The sequence below is a fragment of the Rhizobium sp. FKY42 genome (genome assembly GCF_005222835.1).
In the GTDB taxonomy this organism is placed as follows: Bacteria; Pseudomonadota; Alphaproteobacteria; order Rhizobiales; family Rhizobiaceae; genus Neorhizobium.
This window is the reverse complement of the sequence record NZ_STGA01000028.1, coordinates 85,634-102,544: the sequence shown is the minus strand read 5'-3', so window position 1 is coordinate 102,544 and position 16,911 is coordinate 85,634. Positions and strand designations below refer to the sequence as shown.

19 protein-coding genes and 1 tRNA gene are annotated in these 16,911 nt (G+C 57.9%); 4 read left to right on the top strand and 16 right to left on the bottom strand.

All coding sequences use genetic code 11. The features are described from left to right. Positions 1 to 28: 28 nt before the first annotated feature. On the top strand, positions 29 to 751 hold the full coding sequence (locus tag E8M78_RS09970) for a phosphatase PAP2 family protein (protein ID WP_246658286.1): 723 nt from the start codon (positions 29 to 31) through the stop codon (positions 749 to 751). A 43-nt stretch (positions 752 to 794) separates the two neighbouring features. After that, positions 795 to 1,559, top strand: a complete 765-nt coding sequence (locus tag E8M78_RS09965; RefSeq protein WP_170973384.1) for a glycosyltransferase — start codon at positions 795 to 797, stop codon at positions 1,557 to 1,559. Here the strand turns inward: E8M78_RS09965 and deoA are convergent, their stop codons facing one another. From deoA to E8M78_RS09915, 10 genes are all read right to left on the bottom strand, one after another. After that, positions 1,560 to 2,870, bottom strand: coding sequence for a thymidine phosphorylase (gene deoA / locus E8M78_RS09960; protein ID WP_137134915.1), 1,311 nt, complete (start codon positions 2,868 to 2,870; stop codon positions 1,560 to 1,562). Between the two features lie 6 nt (positions 2,871 to 2,876). Next, on the bottom strand, positions 2,877 to 3,647 hold the full coding sequence (gene deoC, locus E8M78_RS09955) for a deoxyribose-phosphate aldolase (RefSeq protein WP_137134914.1): 771 nt from the start codon (positions 3,645 to 3,647) through the stop codon (positions 2,877 to 2,879). A 101-nt stretch (positions 3,648 to 3,748) separates the two neighbouring features. Further along, on the bottom strand, positions 3,749 to 4,552 hold the full coding sequence (locus E8M78_RS09950; RefSeq protein WP_137134913.1) for a purine-nucleoside phosphorylase: 804 nt from the start codon (positions 4,550 to 4,552) through the stop codon (positions 3,749 to 3,751). Beyond that, positions 4,549 to 4,941 (bottom strand): cytidine deaminase, encoded by a 393-nt coding sequence (locus E8M78_RS09945; RefSeq protein ID WP_137134912.1) that lies wholly within the window; start codon positions 4,939 to 4,941, stop codon positions 4,549 to 4,551. Before E8M78_RS09945 ends, E8M78_RS09950 begins: the two co-directional genes overlap by 4 nt. A 5-nt stretch (positions 4,942 to 4,946) precedes the next feature. After that, a complete protein-coding gene (locus E8M78_RS09940; protein WP_137134911.1) occupies positions 4,947 to 5,918 on the bottom strand; it encodes an ABC transporter permease in 972 nt (323 codons plus the stop codon). A 10-nt stretch (positions 5,919 to 5,928) separates the two neighbouring features. Then, entirely contained in the window at positions 5,929 to 7,032 is a 1,104-nt protein-coding gene (locus tag E8M78_RS09935; protein ID WP_137134910.1) for an ABC transporter permease, read from the bottom strand. Between the two features lie 103 nt (positions 7,033 to 7,135). Next, positions 7,136 to 8,647, bottom strand: a complete 1,512-nt coding sequence (locus E8M78_RS09930) for an ABC transporter ATP-binding protein (RefSeq protein WP_246658285.1) — start codon at positions 8,645 to 8,647, stop codon at positions 7,136 to 7,138. Positions 8,648 to 8,729: 82 nt separating this feature from the next. Further along, positions 8,730 to 9,722, bottom strand: coding sequence for a BMP family ABC transporter substrate-binding protein (locus E8M78_RS09925; protein ID WP_137134908.1), 993 nt, complete (start codon positions 9,720 to 9,722; stop codon positions 8,730 to 8,732). Positions 9,723 to 9,962: 240 nt separating this feature from the next. Further along, on the bottom strand, positions 9,963 to 10,616 hold the full coding sequence (gene msrA, locus E8M78_RS09920) for a peptide-methionine (S)-S-oxide reductase MsrA (RefSeq protein ID WP_137134907.1): 654 nt from the start codon (positions 10,614 to 10,616) through the stop codon (positions 9,963 to 9,965). A gap of 78 nt (positions 10,617 to 10,694) precedes the next feature. After that, positions 10,695 to 11,009, bottom strand: coding sequence for a hypothetical protein (locus E8M78_RS09915; RefSeq protein WP_137134906.1), 315 nt, complete (start codon positions 11,007 to 11,009; stop codon positions 10,695 to 10,697). A 214-nt stretch (positions 11,010 to 11,223) separates the two neighbouring features. Between E8M78_RS09915 and E8M78_RS09910 the strand changes: the two genes are divergently transcribed. Beyond that, positions 11,224 to 11,313: transfer RNA gene (locus tag E8M78_RS09910), tRNA-Ser, on the top strand. A 120-nt stretch (positions 11,314 to 11,433) separates the two neighbouring features. Continuing rightward, the gene (locus tag E8M78_RS09905) at positions 11,434 to 11,937 is read left to right on the top strand and encodes a hypothetical protein (RefSeq protein WP_137134905.1); all 504 of its coding nucleotides are present in this window, start codon (positions 11,434 to 11,436) and stop codon (positions 11,935 to 11,937) included. 16 nt (positions 11,938 to 11,953) lie between these two features. On the opposite strand, the gene E8M78_RS09900 is transcribed toward E8M78_RS09905, so the two are convergent. The 6 genes from E8M78_RS09900 to E8M78_RS09875 form a co-directional block, all read right to left on the bottom strand. Next, complete coding sequence (locus E8M78_RS09900; protein WP_137134904.1) at positions 11,954 to 12,475, bottom strand: TIGR02281 family clan AA aspartic protease; 522 nt, start codon at positions 12,473 to 12,475, stop codon at positions 11,954 to 11,956. A gap of 109 nt (positions 12,476 to 12,584) precedes the next feature. Then, positions 12,585 to 13,214, bottom strand: coding sequence for a uracil phosphoribosyltransferase (gene upp, locus E8M78_RS09895; RefSeq protein WP_137134903.1), 630 nt, complete (start codon positions 13,212 to 13,214; stop codon positions 12,585 to 12,587). A 73-nt stretch (positions 13,215 to 13,287) separates the two neighbouring features. Then, positions 13,288 to 14,304 carry an adenosine deaminase gene (locus tag E8M78_RS09890; protein WP_137134902.1) on the bottom strand — a complete coding sequence of 339 codons (1,017 nt, stop codon included), beginning with the start codon at positions 14,302 to 14,304 and terminating at the stop codon, positions 13,288 to 13,290. Further along, complete coding sequence (locus tag E8M78_RS09885; protein ID WP_137134901.1) at positions 14,301 to 15,521, bottom strand: phosphopentomutase; 1,221 nt, start codon at positions 15,519 to 15,521, stop codon at positions 14,301 to 14,303. The genes E8M78_RS09890 and E8M78_RS09885 overlap by 4 nt, the downstream gene beginning before the upstream one ends. 113 nt (positions 15,522 to 15,634) lie before the next feature. Continuing rightward, positions 15,635 to 16,255 carry a TadE/TadG family type IV pilus assembly protein gene (locus tag E8M78_RS09880; protein ID WP_137134900.1) on the bottom strand — a complete coding sequence of 207 codons (621 nt, stop codon included), beginning with the start codon at positions 16,253 to 16,255 and terminating at the stop codon, positions 15,635 to 15,637. Continuing rightward, positions 16,252 to 16,884 (bottom strand): TadE/TadG family type IV pilus assembly protein, encoded by a 633-nt coding sequence (locus E8M78_RS09875; RefSeq protein ID WP_137134899.1) that lies wholly within the window; start codon positions 16,882 to 16,884, stop codon positions 16,252 to 16,254. Before E8M78_RS09875 ends, E8M78_RS09880 begins: the two co-directional genes overlap by 4 nt. Between the last annotated feature and the right edge of the window lie 27 nt (positions 16,885 to 16,911).

Sequence of the window (16,911 nt, the reverse complement as noted above, 5' to 3'; positions counted from 1 at the left end):
AATAACGAACCGACGCTGTGGGAAATTCTTGGTTGATCGTCTGAAGCGCTTCGAAGTCACGACTCTTGTTTGCTTCGGCATTCTGACGGGCGGTGCGCTGCTGTTTGCCATGCTGGCAGGCGAGGTTATAGAAGGCGATACGCACGCGCTCGACGAGGCGATCCTGCTGGCGCTGCGTCGGTCGGGTGACCTTGACGAGACCATCGGCCCCTACTGGCTGACCCATGCCGTTCAGGACATCACCAGTCTCGGTGGCGTGACAGTGCTCTCACTTATGACGATGCTGACGACGGCCTATCTTATAATTTCCCGCCGAATCAAGATCGCGATGTTCACGGCAGGTTCGATCCTCGGGGGCTGGATTGTCAGTACGGCGCTCAAAGTGATCATTGCGCGGCCTCGTCCCGATATCGTGCCGCATCTTGTCGATGTGAGAGACTTAAGTTTTCCAAGCGGCCATGCCATGCTCTCGGCTGTGACCTACCTCACGCTTGGTGCGCTTCTTGCCCGAACGCAGACGACGAGAGCAACGCGCCTCTTCATGATCGCGGCAGCGCTGTTCGTGACGCTGATTATAGGTCTCAGCCGTATCTTCCTCGGCGTGCATTATCCGACCGATGTTCTGGGCGGCTGGTGTGCGGGCGCCACCTGGGCCGTCGGTTGTGCTATGGTGGCTCGATCTTTCGTCTCGGCAAAGCCTGAACCGCAGCCCGCACATCCAACGATGGACGATTCCCCGACCAATGGGTAAGGAGTGATATCGCCGTTTGGGCGGAGCACTGCAGGGGTATGGCGTGAAGACCTTGATCTATCAGTTCTGGAAGGGCGAGGTTCCCGATTATGCCCGCCTGAGCCGTCGTCTGTTCCGGGACTATGCCGACCGGCACGGAGCTGACTATTTCTTTGAGGAGAACCCAACGTTCTTCACCGGAAAATATGCCGAATATTACCATGCGGTTCGCCCCGTCTGGGATCCGGATTTTCACAACTATGATCGCGTTATCTACGTTGATGCGGACGTGTTTCCCAAGGACAACGCCTCCGGTGAAATCCTGACCACGCCCGTCAATCACATCGGCATGGTGGAGGAACTGGCCCAGCCCCAGCTGCGAAAAGGCCGCAAATCGCCTATCCGCCACAGCAACGACATGCGTTGGGCAGCGTTCGGCAGTGCCTTTTTTCACTCGACGCCGCCACGCACGGCGGATCGCAGTCCCCGTGTCTTCAATTCGGGCGTCATCGCCTATACTCGGGAAGGCATGGTGGCAGCATACCAGCATTTTCCGCAGATCAGAACCTATGTGATGGCGATGCGCCTCGCCCTTCTTCCGCGCTTCTACAGGCTGGACCAGAACTATCTCGGGATTTCCTGCTTCCGTGCCGGAATGCAGTTTACCGCGCTTGAGCAGCGCTGGAACCGCATTCTGGAGCAGGGCGATATTGGCGAGGATTACCTGGCAAGGGAAACGAAGTCGGACACCGCCTTCGTTCACTGGCAGGTGCGCAATCGCAAGGAGATCTGCGAACGCCAGATCCTCGATCTCGTGGCCAGCGCCTGATCAGCCGATCTTCTTGAGCACAGGCGGACGCGTCAGCATCGGTACGTCCGAAAGCGTATAAAGAGAAGCGACACGCACCGCGACCCGATCCGCACTCTCCTGATCGGCCGCGTGGACATAGGCGATGGGTTCGCCCTTTTCGACCCGTGTGCCAAGCGGAAGAATGCGGTCCAGCCCGACACGCGGATCGATATCGTCAGAGGCGCGCATGCGCCCGCCGCCGAGTTCCACTACGGCAAGGCCGAGTCCCCGCGTGTCGCACGCGGACAGATAACCGCTGGAAGGCGCGGCAACAGCGGTGATGAACGGTGCGCGGAACATGTGGTCCTGTGGATGCGCCACGAAATCCTGCGGCCCCCCAAGGGCGTGCACCATCCGGGCGAAGGTATCGAGCGCGCGACCGGAGGAGACCGACTTGCGCGCCTTTTCGACACCGTCTTCCAGCGTTTCAGCCACGCCGCCCTGCAGCAGCATCTCGGCTGCAAAGGCAAACGTAACCGTCTCAATGCGCGTGCCTTGCTTCTTGCCCTGAAGGAAATCGATGGCGTGGATGACTTCAAGCGCATTGCCCGCAGCATCGGCCAATGGCTCGTTCATGTCCGTCAGCAGAGCTGATGTCTTTACGCCGGCGCCGTTGGCGACCTCGACCAGTGATTGCGCCAGGGCCTCGGCATCGCCCAGTTCCTGCATGAAGGCGCCATTGCCGAACTTCACGTCCAGCACAAGGCTTTGCAATCCTGCCGCCAGCTTCTTGGACAGGATGGAGGCGGTGATCAGCGGAATGGATTCCACCGTTGCCGTGACATCACGCACCGCATAAAGCCGCTTGTCGGCAGGGGCGAGATCGGCGGTCTGGCCGATGATGGCGCAGCCGACCTCCTTGATCGCCTTGCGCAGCACATCGGTGCCCGGCATGACCTGATAGCCCGGAATGCTTTGCAGCTTGTCCAGCGTGCCGCCGGTATGGCCAAGCCCGCGGCCGGAAATCATTGGAACAGCCAGCCCCCAGCTGGCAACGATTGGCGCCAGCATCAGCGATACGTTGTCTCCAACGCCACCCGTCGAATGCTTGTCCACGATCGGCTTGCCGGTTTCCGACCAGTTCAGGACATCGCCACTATCGCGCATGGCAAGCGTCAGTGCGATGACCTCGTCGCGATCCATTCCCCTGAAGAAGGTAGCCATGGCAAAGGCGGCAACCTGGCCTTCCGAAATGCTTTCGTTGGTCAGACCCTTGATGAATGCGCGGATCTGCGCCTCAGACAGCGCGTGGCCGTCGCGTTTACGACGAATGATTTCCTGCGGCAGCATGGTCGATCAATATCCGGTAGAGGCGCGCGCAGACGTGGAACCGCTCAGCACGGCGCTGATATCGTCCAGCAGACCGGACGCGCCGAAGCGGAAGGTGGATGGCATCAGCCAGTTGGCACCCATGATCGTTTCGGCAAGGCGCAGGTAGAGATCGGCATCTGCGACAGTAGAGATGCCGCCTGCGGGCTTGAAGCCCACCTTCTTGCGGCTGTCACGAATGGCCTGCAGCATGATATCGGCAGCTTCCAGCGTTGCATTGACCTGCACCTTGCCGGTGGATGTCTTGATGAAATCCGCACCCTCGGCAATCGCCAGCTCCGAGGCACGGCGAATGAGAGCCGCGTCCTTGATTTCGCCGGTTTCAAGAATGACCTTCAGCAAGGCCTTCGGGCATGCGGCACGAACCGCCCGGACCATCTCGCTGACGGACGCCTCGTCGCCTTCCAGAAACTTTGTGTACGGAATGACAAGATCGATTTCGTCCGCGCCATCAACGATGGCCTTGCGTGTTTCTTCCACGACCTCCTGGACAGCAAGATTGCCGGACGGGAAATTGACCACCGTTGCAATGCGGACCGTGCTACCGGCACCTAGGATGCCACGTGCTTGCGCCACAAAACGCGGCCATATGCAGATGGCGGCGGTATTTCCGTTCGGTCCTTGCGCCCGCTTGCACAGTGTTTCGATAGCTGGGGAATCGCAATCGTCACGCAGGTTGGTCAGATCCAGAAGCGAAAGCGCAAAAGCGGCAATCTCGCGTGGGCCCAGCAATTCCATGGTGATCCCTCCCGGGTTGGTCGGAGAATGCATAATTATCCTTCAATCGATTAGATGCAACCCATCTCGGGTTCGTGAATGAATTTGAGCAAGAAGGTCGTTCAGGCAAGGCTCGATTGGCTGAACACATCCTTCAGAATGGCGGCGAGACGTTGCCCGCCTTTGGGTGCCATTTCCTTGGTTTCCTCATGGGAAAGTTCGGCGCCCGTCATCCCCGCCCCATAATTGGTGATGACCGAGCAGGCAGCAACCTTCAAGCCCACATATCGCGCCAGAATGACTTCCGGCACCGTGGACATGCCGACAGCATCAGCCCCCAGCACGCGCGCCATACGAATCTCGGCGGGCGTCTCAAAGCTTGGGCCTGAGAACCACATATAGACCCCTTGAAAAAGAGGCGTGGTCGTCCGGATAGCGGCAGTGCGGATCGCCGCCGAAAGTCCTGCGTCGTAGGCATTGGTCATGCCGACGAAGCGCCGGTCACCGCCGGTTCCGATCAGCGGATTCATACCGGAATAGTTGATGTGATCCGTCATCTGCATGACGGAACCGGGCGGCATGTCTTCGCGGACGGAGCCTGCGGAATTCGTAAGGATCAATGATTGAACGCCGAGGCCATGAAGCACCTCGATGGGGAAGCGCATTGCGGCCGCATCGCCGTGCTCATAGTAATGCGCACGACCGGACAGCATGACGACAGGATGGTTTCCCAGCATCCCGGCCACCAGTTCACCCGCATGACCTGTCACGCCGCTTGCCGGAAAACCCGGCAGTTCGGCATAGGAAACTCGTACTGGATCATGCAAGCCGGAGACCAGCGAGCCGAGGCCCGATCCCAGCACGATGGCATGGCGCGGCATCAGACCGTTGAAGCGGTCGACGAGAAGGTCGATGACAGATCTCATCCCAGGATCTCGGTCTTGAACGAGAAGGGTAGCAATTCCTCCATCGTCATGGTCTTCTGAACGCCTACCTCGTCGCAGAGATAGACGCGAGTTTCCGGACCCGCGAATTCCGCGATCTTCTGGCGGCAGCCGCCGCAAGGCGGGCAGAGTGCCAGCTTTTCCGCAATCACCGCCATTTCGACTATCTTGCGCCCGCCGCCCATGACCATATTGCCGATGGCGGTCGGCTCCGCGCACCAGCCCTGCGGAAAGGACAGGTTTTCGATATTGGCGCCGACATAGATCTTGCCGTCATCGGCGCGAATGGCCGCGCCGACCGGAAACTTTGAATAGGGCGCATAGGCGCGTGCCATGGCATCGCGCGCGGCTTCGAAGAGATCGTGGGACATGGGGCTCAACGCTCCTTCGTATAGGGCACGCCACCAGCCTTTGGCGGATGCGCGATGCCGATAAAGCCTGCAAGCAGGATACAGGTCAGGATATAGGGCAGCGCCTGGAAGATCTGTACCGGCACTTCACCGATACCCGGAACCGCCTTGCCCTGCATGAAGTTGGCAAAGGCATCGAGGAAACCGAACAGCAGGCAGGCGAACATGACAGGCACCGGCTTCCATTTGGCAAAAATCAATGCGGCCAGCGCGATATAGCCCTTGCCCGCAGACATGTCCTTGATGAAGGCGGCGGATTGCGCAATAGCCAGATAGGCGCCGGAAAAGCCGCAGAGGAAGCCGGCAACAAGCACCGCACGATAACGCAGCCAGGTGACAGATATGCCTGCCGTATCGACAGCGCCCGGATTTTCGCCAACGGCACGCAGACGAAGACCGAAGCGCGTGCGGAACAGCACCCACCAGGAAAGCGGTACCGCTGCAAAGGCCAGATAGGTCAGAATGTTGTTGCCGGAAATCACATTCGCATAGAGCGGCCCGATGATCGGCACATCGCGCACCACATCGACGAAGGGCAAGATGATCGGCGCAAAACGGCCTTCACCGGTCAATTGTGGCGTGCGCCCGCCCTGACCGAACCAGGCTTGACCCAGAACGATGGTCAATCCGGCCGCAACGAAGTTCAGCGCAACACCAGACACGATCTGGTTGCCGCGATTGGTGATAGAGGCAAAACCGTGGATCAGCGAGAAGACCAGCGAAACACTGATGCCACCCAGAAGGCCAAGCCAGGCATTCCCCGTGACATAGGCCACGCAGGCGGACGCAAAGGCGGCAGCCAGCATCTTGCCTTCAAGGCCGATGTCGAAAATGCCCGCCCGTTCGGAAAAGAGACCGGCAAGGGCCGTGAACAGCAGTGGGATCGACAGGCGGATGGTCGAGCCGAGGATGCTGACGACGATATCGAAGAAATCCATGACGTCCTCCTCAAGCCCGCTTGAAGCGTTGATAGATATGAACGAGTGCTGGCCGGAACATATATTCCAGCGCACCGGCAAACAGGATCACCAGACCCTGGATGACGACGATCATCTCGCGCGTAATATTAGGCATTTCGAACGAGAGATCCGCGCCGCCCTGATAGAGAATGCCAAACAGCAGCGCCGCGAAGATGATGCCCACCGGGTGGCTTCGACCCATCAGGGAAACTGCGATACCCACGAATCCCGCACCACCGACGAACTCGACCTGCAGGCGCGCCGATGCTCCCATGACAGGATTGAGAGCCATCATGCCTGCAAGGCCGCCGGAAATCAGCATGGCGATGATAACCGTGCGGGAATAGGGAATGCCGGCATAGACAGCCGCCGAAGGGCTGATGCCGAGCGTGCGCATTTCATAGCCGAGCTTCGTACGCCAGATTAGCAGCCAGACCAGATAGCACATCACGAGCGCGATGATGAAAGAGACGTTGAATGGTGCGGGTCCAAGCTTTGCCCCGAAGAGCGCCATCAGCCAGTCCAGCTTCGGCAACTGCCCACCGGGCAGGAAGGTGCGGGTCTCCGGCGCCATCTTGCCGGGAACAATCAGCACGTTCACCAACAGATAGACCATCAATGCCGCACCAATGAAGTTGAACATGATGGTGGTGATGACGATATGGCTGCCGCGCTTGGCCTGCAGCCATGCCGGAATGAACGCCCAGCCTGCGCCGAAAAGCGCCGCGCCGATAATGGCGAAGGGCATGGTCACATACCACGGCACATACTGGTCGAGAGCGAGCGCCACAAGCGCGGCCCCAAGACCGCCAATATAGGCCTGACCTTCAGAGCCGATGTTGAACAGGCCCGCATGAAAGGCAACCGCCACGGACAAGCCCGTGAAGATGAAGCTAGTAGTATAGAACAGCGTAAAGCCTACGGCGTCGCCGCGACCGAGCGCACCTTCGATGAGCAGGCGCAGTGCGGTAAACGGATTTTCACCGATCCACCAGACAACAAGGCCCGAAATAAAAAAGGCCACAATCAGGTTGAGCAGCGGAATCAATCCGTAGTTTATCCAGTTGGGCAAGGGTACGGAGGCTGTGCTCATAGGCGGGTGGTCCTCATCGGTATAGAGACGGTGCGGGCGAACCCGATCTCACTGCTCTCCATGCCGTCAGAATAGTGGGGAATGATGCTGTGGACGGGAAGGGTCATGCCGCAATTCCCGCCATCATCAGACCCAGCGTCTGCTCGTCAGCTTCAGGTGTCTTCTCGCCGACGACCTTGCCTGCAAACATGACGATGATGCGGTCTGACAGCGAACGTATTTCATCCAGCTCGACCGAGACAAGCAGGATAGCCTTTGCGGCATCGCGCATTTCCACGATGCGCCGGTGAATGAACTCGATAGCACCGATATCGACCCCGCGCGTGGGCTGGCCAATGATGAGCGCCTTTGGATCGCGTTCGATCTCGCGGGCAACGACTATTTTCTGCTGGTTGCCGCCGGAGAAATTGGCGGTCTTCAGTCTCGGGTTCGGCGGTCGAATATCGTATTTCTCGATCTTCTCGACAGCTTCCGCCTGAATGGCCTTCAGGTCGAGCAGGGCGCCCTTGCCGTATTTCGGATCGCGGTGATAGCCGAGGACTGCATTTTCGTATTCCTCGAACTTAAGCACCAGACCCATGTGGTGCCGGTCTTCGGGAATATGTGCGAGCCCCAGTTCGCGCAGGCGTGCCGGGTCGGCATTGGCAATCGGCTTGCCATCGATGAGGATCTCGCCGGAAGCGGGTTTGCGGATGCCTGCAATTGCCTCCAGCAATTCCGACTGGCCGTTTCCGGCAACGCCTGCAATACCGACGATCTCGCCTTCCCTCACGTCGAAGGACACATTGTCCACCATTGTCACGCCACGGCTGTCCTTGACGGTCAGGTTCTTGATCGACAACAGGATCTTGCCGGGATTGGCCTCACCCTTTTCCACGCGCAGCAGCACGCGGCGGCCCACCATCAGTTCCGCCAGTTCTTCCACGGTCGTTTCCGCGGTCTTGCGCGTAGCAACCATTTCGCCACGACGCATGACGGAAACCTCATCGGTAATCGCCATGATCTCGCGCAGCTTGTGTGTGATGAGAATGATCGTCTTGCCTTGGTCGCGCAGCACTTTCAGCACCTTGAACAGGTGGTCCGCTTCGGCAGGGGTCAAAACACCGGTCGGTTCATCCAGAATGAGAATGTCCGCGCCGCGATAGAGAGCTTTGAGAATTTCCACGCGCTGCTGCGTACCAACCGGCAGGTCTTCGATCACGGCATCGGGATTGACCTTGAGGTCGTATTCATCCTCCAGGCGCTTCAATTCCTTGCGCGCCGACGAAACGCCCTTGGCCAGCAATTGCCCGCCTTCCGCGCCCAGCATGATGTTTTCCAGAACTGTGAAGTTCTCGACCAGCATGAAATGCTGATGCACCATGCCAATGCCGGATGCGATCGCCGTCTGGCTGTCCTTGATACTAAAGGCGTGGCCATTGATGCGGATTTCGCCTCTGTCGGCTTGGTAGAATCCGTACAGGATGGACATGAGCGTTGATTTTCCGGCACCGTTTTCCCCGATGATGCCGTGAATTGTGCCCTTTTCCACCTTCAGGTGAATATTCTTGTTGGCATGAACAGCACCGAAACTCTTGTCGATGCCCACCAGTTCGATCGCTGGGTTGTGGCTCACGCGTCTTGCCTTTCCTTTCCGGAAGCCGGACATGAAGAGGGCGTATGATGCGCCATTCGCACCATACGCCCCCTCGCGTTGATTACATCGGGCAGCTGTTGCTCGACATGTAGTCGTGAACCTTGACCGTTCCCGCAATGATGTCAGCCTTAGCCTTCTCGACGGCGGCCTTCATTTCCGGCGTTACCAGCTTGGCGTTGTTGTCGTCCATCGCATAGCCGACGCCGTCTTCCTTTACGCCATTGGCCTGGATGCCGCCGGTGAACTTGTCGGAAGCGGTATCCTTGTAGGCGTTGTAGACGGCGAGATCGACGCGCTTGACCATCGAGGTCAGGACGGAACCTGGATGCAGGTGATTCTGGTTGGAATCCACGCCGATCGAAAGCTTCTTGTTGTCAGCTGCTGTCTGCAGAACGCCGAGGCCCGTGGCGCCGGCTGCCGCGTAGATGACATCCGCGCCCTGGTCGATCTGGTTCTTCGTCAGTTCACCGCCGCGAACCGGGTCGTTCCAGGCAGCACCCGTGGTGCCGGTCATGTTCTGCAGGACCTGGATCTTTGCATTTGCAGCCTTCGCGCCCTGTGCGTAGCCGCAGGCGAACTTGCGGATCAGCGGAATGTCCATGCCGCCGATGAAACCGACCTTGCCGGACTTCGAAGCCAGACCCGCCATGACGCCGACGAGGTAAGAACCTTCCTCTTCCTTGAAGACGACGGAGCGGACGTTCGGCAGCTTGACGACCGAGTCAACGATCACGAACTTGGTGTTCGGAAACTCGGCAGCAACCTTCTCCATGGCCGATGTCCAGGCGAAGGACACGGCTACAACCGGGTTGAAACCCTTGGAGGCGAAGTTACGGATGGCCTGTTCGCCCTGCGTGTCGCTGGTCGGTTCGAAATCACGGAAGTCCGTACCTGTTTCCTTCTTGAACTTCTCAGCGCCCTGATAGGCCGCTTCATTGAAGGATTTGTCGAACTTGCCGCCCGTACCGTAGACCAGCGCAGGCTTTATATCCGCGGCCAGAGCCGTGGTTGAAAGCGCAGCCAAGGCAAGAATTGAGAGAAGGGTTTTCTTCATCGTGCAGCCCTATTATTTTTAGCGTTCATCATGGGTCCCCCCGCATGCCTATACCAGGCATGTCTGCGGTCGCCAGCGGTTGTCTATTATGACTGGCTAGAGCCCATCCTTGCATGGCTGCGAAGGAAATTCACCAGAAATTTTTCATCTGGTAAAAAACGCAATTATTGTTGAAGGACTGCACAAATAAAGCCGCAGACCCGATGAAATCTGCGGCTTTCTGATCAGAATTTCGTCAGATCAACGCTCGATCGGGCAGGAAACGCCAGTGCCACGCAGGCCGCAATATCCGCCAGGATTCTTGGCCAGATATTGCTGATGATAGTCTTCGGCATAGTAGAACTCTTCCGCCGACTTGATTTCGGTCGTGATCTTGGACCGGTTTCCGGCATCGGTCAGAGCGTGCTGAAAACGGTCCCGTGCCGCTTCGGCTGCCGACTGCTGTTCCGGACTGGTGGTGTAGATGGCGGACCGATAGGTGGTGCCGATATCATTTCCCTGCCGCATGCCCTGTGTCGGATCGTGCTCTTCGAAAAAGATCTTCAGCAGCTGATCGTAGGAAACCTGCGAGGGATCGAACACGACTTTGACGATTTCCGTATGCCCGGTCATGCCCGTTGTCGTTTCGTGATAGGTGGGGTTCCTGGTAATCCCTCCCTGATAACCGACAGCCGTGACCCAGACGCCCGGCGTTTTCCAGAACAGACGCTCGGCACCCCAGAAGCAGCCCATGCCGAAATAGGCGACGTTCAGGTGGTCTGGATAAGGACCCTTGAGAGGGTTGCCGTTGACGAAGTGATGCGTGGCGGTTGGGAGTGGCTCTGTGCGGCCAGGCAGAGCGGTGTCTGGCGTGGGCATGACGGTCTTCTTGTTGAACATGTCGATCAAAAACATCCTTGCCTCCTTGCGTGAGCCTGCTTCCGCATTCCGACACATTCGGCGCGGAGAGGCGCTGTGCCCCCGGAATGGAGGCTAAACCAGCAATGCCTGCGGGCGCGGGCGGCGATAGCCGATCATCCAGAACAGGAACGACAGACCGAGAAGAACGACAAACGCCGGTTGTGCTATGATGACGGCAAGTCCGCTGCGCCAAGCTTCAGGGTGAATATAGTGTTCAACCCACTGCTTCGCTAGGGGGAGTGAATCCGGGCTTAACGCCAGCCAGTCCTGTTCGAAGCTGGTCAGGATGACTTTCGAAGATGCGACGGATACTATGGAATCAACGGTTCCGGCGGCGATCGCCCCTAGGAGAAGAAGCAGGCTGAGGAAGCGGAAAAAGAACGCCATCGGTGCTCGATCCCTTGAGCCAGACTGGAATTTCGCCAACCTATAGGTGTCTTCTGTGGATTGCAAACGCTGCATCGCAATGCATGGATTTGAAGAGAGTTTGGGGACAGGTCACATTTCTTTCAGAATCGGGTTGATCCTTTGAAATTCATCGGTATATATCCGCCCCGACCGCTGCTTCGCACAATACCGCAAGGCAGCCCTTGGATAGCAAGGACAGGTGGCCGAGTGGTTGAAGGCGCACGCCTGGAACGCGTGTATACGTGAAAGCGTATCGAGGGTTCGAATCCCTCTCTGTCCGCCATCCTTCTGATCTTCCAGAATATCCAAAAGTTGAGAACCGAGCTGTCGCCGTTGTTGTTCGTCAAACGGAACGAATCGCGCGGTCATGATGTTATGTGTCATCCAACGCCGGAGACACCTCATGAAGTTGCTGATCGCCGCAGTGCTCGCATTTTCCTGTCTTTCTATTGAAACTGCATCCGCATCCGAAGAGCAATTTCTGAAATCCATTGAGGGAAGATGGACCGGTAGCGGGCTTGTTCTTCGCGAACTTGGCGGACAGAAGGTCAATGTGACTTGCAACATGCAATCCAACGCGGATGCTTCGCGCTTCCAGATGGACGGATCCTGTCGCGCACTGGTGGTCATATCGCGCGGCTTCAATGCCAATGTCACGGCATCTGGGGCTCGCTATTCCGGAACCTATGTTGGCGTGTCTGGAAAGCCGTCGACACTCGTTGGGTCGCGTTCCGGCAACACCATCAGCTTCGATGTGACCTGGGCCAACGTAGTCTATGGCGATCGAAAGGCGAGGATGGAAGTCCGAAAGGTTGGTGCAGACGGTCTCCAAATTCGGACCATCGATAAAGATCCGAAGTCGGGCAAGAGTATCGTCACCACGCAGCTCAATCTGAAAAAGAGCTAAGTTCGGTCTTTGGCGTTTACGGAACGAGCTTCAGTGAGCCGTCAGTGACCTGAAACGACGAGAGCCGTTTCAAGAAACTCATGCCAATGAGAGTGCCGCCAAGAGCATCATCCTTGAGAACCATCGCATCGACGCCAGTGACCCGGATGCTGCCGATCTCCACCCTGTCAAGGCGCACCAGGGCGCCCTTGGTAGAGCCGTTGGCCGTGCTGATGGCATATCGGTAGTCAAGGGAATTGCTGGAGAAGCCGAGCCGCTTTGCCGTCGTTTCGTTGATGGCGATGGAGGATGCACCGGTGTCGATCATCCCCTCCACAGGCTTGCCATTCAAGCGGAAGGTTGCCTGAAAATGTCCGCGAGCGTCGGCGCTGAGTGTGACACCTGAGCCACTGCTTGTGGCAGCGTTTTGCCCGGAAGCGGAGTGTACAGCAGCAGCGGCTTCCTGCGATGCGCGCTTTGAGTGCGTCAGACCCATCACATAAGGGATCTGCGATGCAGCTGCGGCGATAAAGCTTAACAGGAGGACGAAGCGCAGCATGGGAACCTTCACAATGGTGATGATTATCCAACCCTACACCACAAGATTGAACGAAAAACGCCCGCAGCAATAAACGGCGGGCGTCAATTTGGTCGTGGTTAACGGCAGCTTATTTGGTGCCGTACATGCGATCGCCGGCATCGCCGAGACCTGGCATGATATAGCCCTTCTCGTTCAGATGGCTGTCGATGGAGGCGGTGAAGATCGGAACATCCGGATGCGCTTCCTGGAAGTTCTTGATGCCTTCCGGTGCCGCCAGCAGGCACAGGAAGCGAATGTTCTTCGCGCCGCGCTCCTTGAGCTTTTCAATGGCTGCAATCGAGGAGTTGCCTGTCGCAAGCATTGGGTCGACCACGATGACGAGGCGCTCTGCGAGATTCTCTGGTGCCTTGAAATAGTATTCGACAGCTTCGAGCGTTTCATGGTCGCGATAGACGCCCACATGGGAGACGCGAGCGGCAGGAACCAGTTCCAGCATACCTTCCAGAAGACCATTGCCAGCCCGCAGGATGGAGGCGAAGACGAGCTTCTTGCCTTCCAGGATCGGCGACTGCATCTGTGTGAGTGGCGTTTCGATCGTTTCCATCGTCAATTCGAGATCGCGCGTCACCTCATAGCAGAGGAGCGTCGAGATCTCGCGCAGCAAACGACGGAAACTTGACGTCGAGGTTTCCTTGCGCCGCATGATTGTCAGCTTGTGCTGCACCAGTGGATGATTGATGACTGTCACGCCGTCCATGAGAACCTGCCTTCGCTCTTCTTATTTCTCTTCTCGCTTCTTCATCTACGCAAATGCGCAGCTTCGCAAGACATCAACCGCCGTTTGAGCCTCCATCCCCAGCCGTGTCCTCTACGGACTGATCAAACCGTGCAAGAAGCGCTGCTCTGGTAGACGCGTCCACGAATGCCGATTCCAGCGCTGTTCGTGTCATCGCGTTGATCTGGCGGTCGCTCAGTTTCATGGCGGAAGAAGCGATCTCGTATTCCCGTGCCAGCGATGTGCGAAAGAACGGCGGATCATCGGAGTTGATGCAGACCCGCACGCCTGCCTCGATCAGCTGCGGCAATGGATGGCTCTCAAAGCTCGGAAACACATTCAATGCCACGTTGGAGCCGGGGCAGACTTCCAGTACCACCTGTTCACGGACCAGCCGTTTGATGAGAGAGGGATCCTCGATCGAGCGAACGCCGTGACCAATGCGCGCCGGATGAACGAGATCCAGAGCATCGGTTACGCTGAAAGCTCCGCAGACCTCGCCCGCGTGAATGGTAAGACCGAGCCCAGCCTCCCGCGCAATATCGAAGGCTGGCGCATAATCTGCAACGCGGTTCATCCGTTCTTCACCGGCCAGATTGAAGCCGGTGATGAGCGGGTTGCGGCTTGCTGCCGCATAGCGGGCGGCCTTGACGACGCTCTCGGGACCAAAGTGACGCTCGCCCGTGACGATGATGCGTGTTTCGATGCCGGTCTTTTCCTGTGCCCTATGAATGCCTTGGCAGATGCCTGCCAGATAGGCGTCCGCCCCAAGGCCGATGCGGTCTCCATGGTCCGGCGAAACGATGATTTCGCTATAGATTGTGTTGATGGCTGCCAGCTCGGTCAGATAAGTCTCGGTCAGCAGGGCGTAATCAGCCTCGGTGCGAAATAGGGCGGCAACCCGATCATAGGCATTGATGAACTCGGCGAAATCATTCCACGCGTAAGTGTCTCCCGCCATGAAACTGGAGGGATCGACGCCATACCGCCGCGCCTGTGCAACGGCGAGGGCGGGCGGCGCAGCGCCCTCGATATGGCAATGAATCTCTGCCTTCAGGAGATGATGTGTCACAGGAAGCTCCGTCCGTGTTTGCCTGCCGGAATGCCGAGATGCGCGGCAATCGTTTCGCCGATATCGGCATAGGTGCCGCGAATGCCGATGGTTCGTGAGCCCAGTCCTTGTCCGAAAGCCAGAATCGGAACCCGTTCGCGGGTATGATCGGTTCCGCGCCAGGTCGGGTCACAGCCATGGTCCGCAGTCAGGATCAGAAGATCGCCCGGACCCAGCTTGCGGCTGACTTCGCCAAGCCGTGCATCGAAAGCCTCCAGTGCAGCGGCATAGCCGGGAACGTCGCGCCGATGGCCATAGAGCATGTCGAAATCGACGAAATTGGTGAAGACGAGATCGCCGTCCTGAGCCTCATCGCTAACGCTGAGTGTCGCATCCATCAGGGCCATGTTGCCGTTTGCCTTGATGATACGGGAGACACCCTGATGAGCAAAAATGTCTCCGATTTTGCCGACGGCATGAACGCTGCGCCCTGCTTCGACAAGCCGGTCCAGCAAGGTGGGTTCTGGGGGAAGAACGGAAAAGTCGCGACGGTTCCCAGTCCGCTCGAAAGTTGAAGCGCTTTCACCAATGAAGGGCCTTGCGATGACGCGACCGATATTGAGGGGGTCCAGCAGGGTTCGAACGGTTTCGCAAAGTTTCAACAGTCGCTCGAGTCCAAAATGAGTCTCATGCGCGGCGATCTGGAATACCGAATCGGACGAGGTGTAGCAGATCGGCTTGCCGGTACGGATGTGCTCTTCGCCCCATTGCGCAATGATCTCCGTTCCTGATGCATGGCAATTGCCAAGAATGCCGGGGAGGTTTGCTTCTCGGCAAAGGGTTTCGATCAGCTCCGGCGAGAAGGCATCGCCTTCCGTCGGGAAATAGCCCCAGTTGAACGTCACAGGTACGCCTGCAATTTCCCAATGGCCGGACGGTGTGTCCTTGCCGCGCGATACTTCACTTGCTGCGCCATAGAGCCCGTAAAGCTTTTCCGGAACCGGCATTCCCGCAGGATAGGTACCCGTCGACAGCTTGGCCGCATGGAGCAGGCCGAGTGCTGACATGTTCGGAAGCTTCAGCGGCCCTTCGCGCAGGCCTTTTCGGTCTGCGGCTCCGCCTGCGCAGTATTCGGCAATGTGGCCGAGGGTATCGGCGCCAAGATCTCCGTAGCGATCTGCATCGCGCGCACCACCGATGCCGAAGGAATCCAGAACAAAAAGAAAAGCACGCGCCATCATTTCACCTGTGAGGGGACGATTTTACGAACACTGGTCCGTATTTCTTCCTTCTTATACGGTGCCGTCTCAAGCGGCAAACCGGTATCACGTCGCTGGCTGCAGCGACTGCATTAGCAATCGCTGCATGTGATGGAATCGCCCATTCTCTGCCGGTAGAAGTAGCTGCGGGAGATTGTGATGGACCTTGTCTGGGACGAGAGAACCGGCATCAGCATGAACAGCTCATGGGGTACGGAAAGTTCCGACCGCACAAGAAACGAGTTCGCCGTCTTCAATTCCGTAGGCACATCCGTCACCGTCGCGCCGACAGCATAAGGCCTGCCTCCCCCCTGGTCCCAGGACCAGGCGACCTTAGGCGTGCCTGTGGCATCGACCGAGATGCCGGTGATTTTGAGCTTCAGGTTGGTCGTGCTGGTGTTGTAGGGAACGAATATCGCCTTGCTGACGTCGACCATGCTTGCGAGGTAAAGCTTCGTCACGCTCGTCTGCTGCGTGACAAGGTCCGCGATCGTGCCGGTTGCCTTCGTCACCCGCTTGGAGACGCTGAGACCCATCGTCAGCTCGAAGCATGTGATGTAGATCGCAATGAGGATCGGTGCGATGATGGCAAATTCAACCGCTCCAACACCGCGCTGATCGGCCAGCAGACGCCGTAGTGGCAGAATGACCCCTCCGCAGCTAGTCCTGGCTTCTGCCTGGGTGTCAACGGCATTCCTTCCGAAGATCCTCATGGATAATCCTCATTCTGGAAGGCTGCTGTGGCAACGATCAGGAAATCGGTCGGAAGAGATCCGTCTGCGGGCCGGATGTTTGTAATGTAGGGCCGGATAAGATCGGTGATGATCTGCCAGCGATAGTAGGCACGCACGATATTGATCGATTTCGGCCCGCCCGGGCTGTAGCCAAAGCTTGTCGGATCGAGATCGGCGTAAGTGCTGCTCGATTTGCGCGGGATTGCTGTTGGCACAAGAGCGAAGGTCGCGAAGCTGCGGACATCGAGATAAAGTTGCGTCGGTGTCGCGATCTCGGTCGCAGAGCACGAGATCATGATTGAGATTTCATTGCAGAACAACTGACGGAATTGAGCCTGATTCCTGTCCGTCGCTCGACCAAGACCGGCGGTGATCTGCCCTGTACGCAACTGTCTCGCCAGTGTGTCGGTCGCATTGCCGATAACCTGTTCGGCCGTATAGGCAACGAAGGTCTCTATGATCGCAAACACAATCATAAAGTAAGGAATGGCCAGAATGGCGAACTCAATCGCTGCAGCACCATCCTGCGATCGCCAGAACCGCCGTCGGGGGCTTTGTCGTGGGGCCGGGGCCGGAATAGGGGGCCGGGATCCGTGATCCTCACACATGGCAGTAACGTCTCCGTGGAAGGTCCG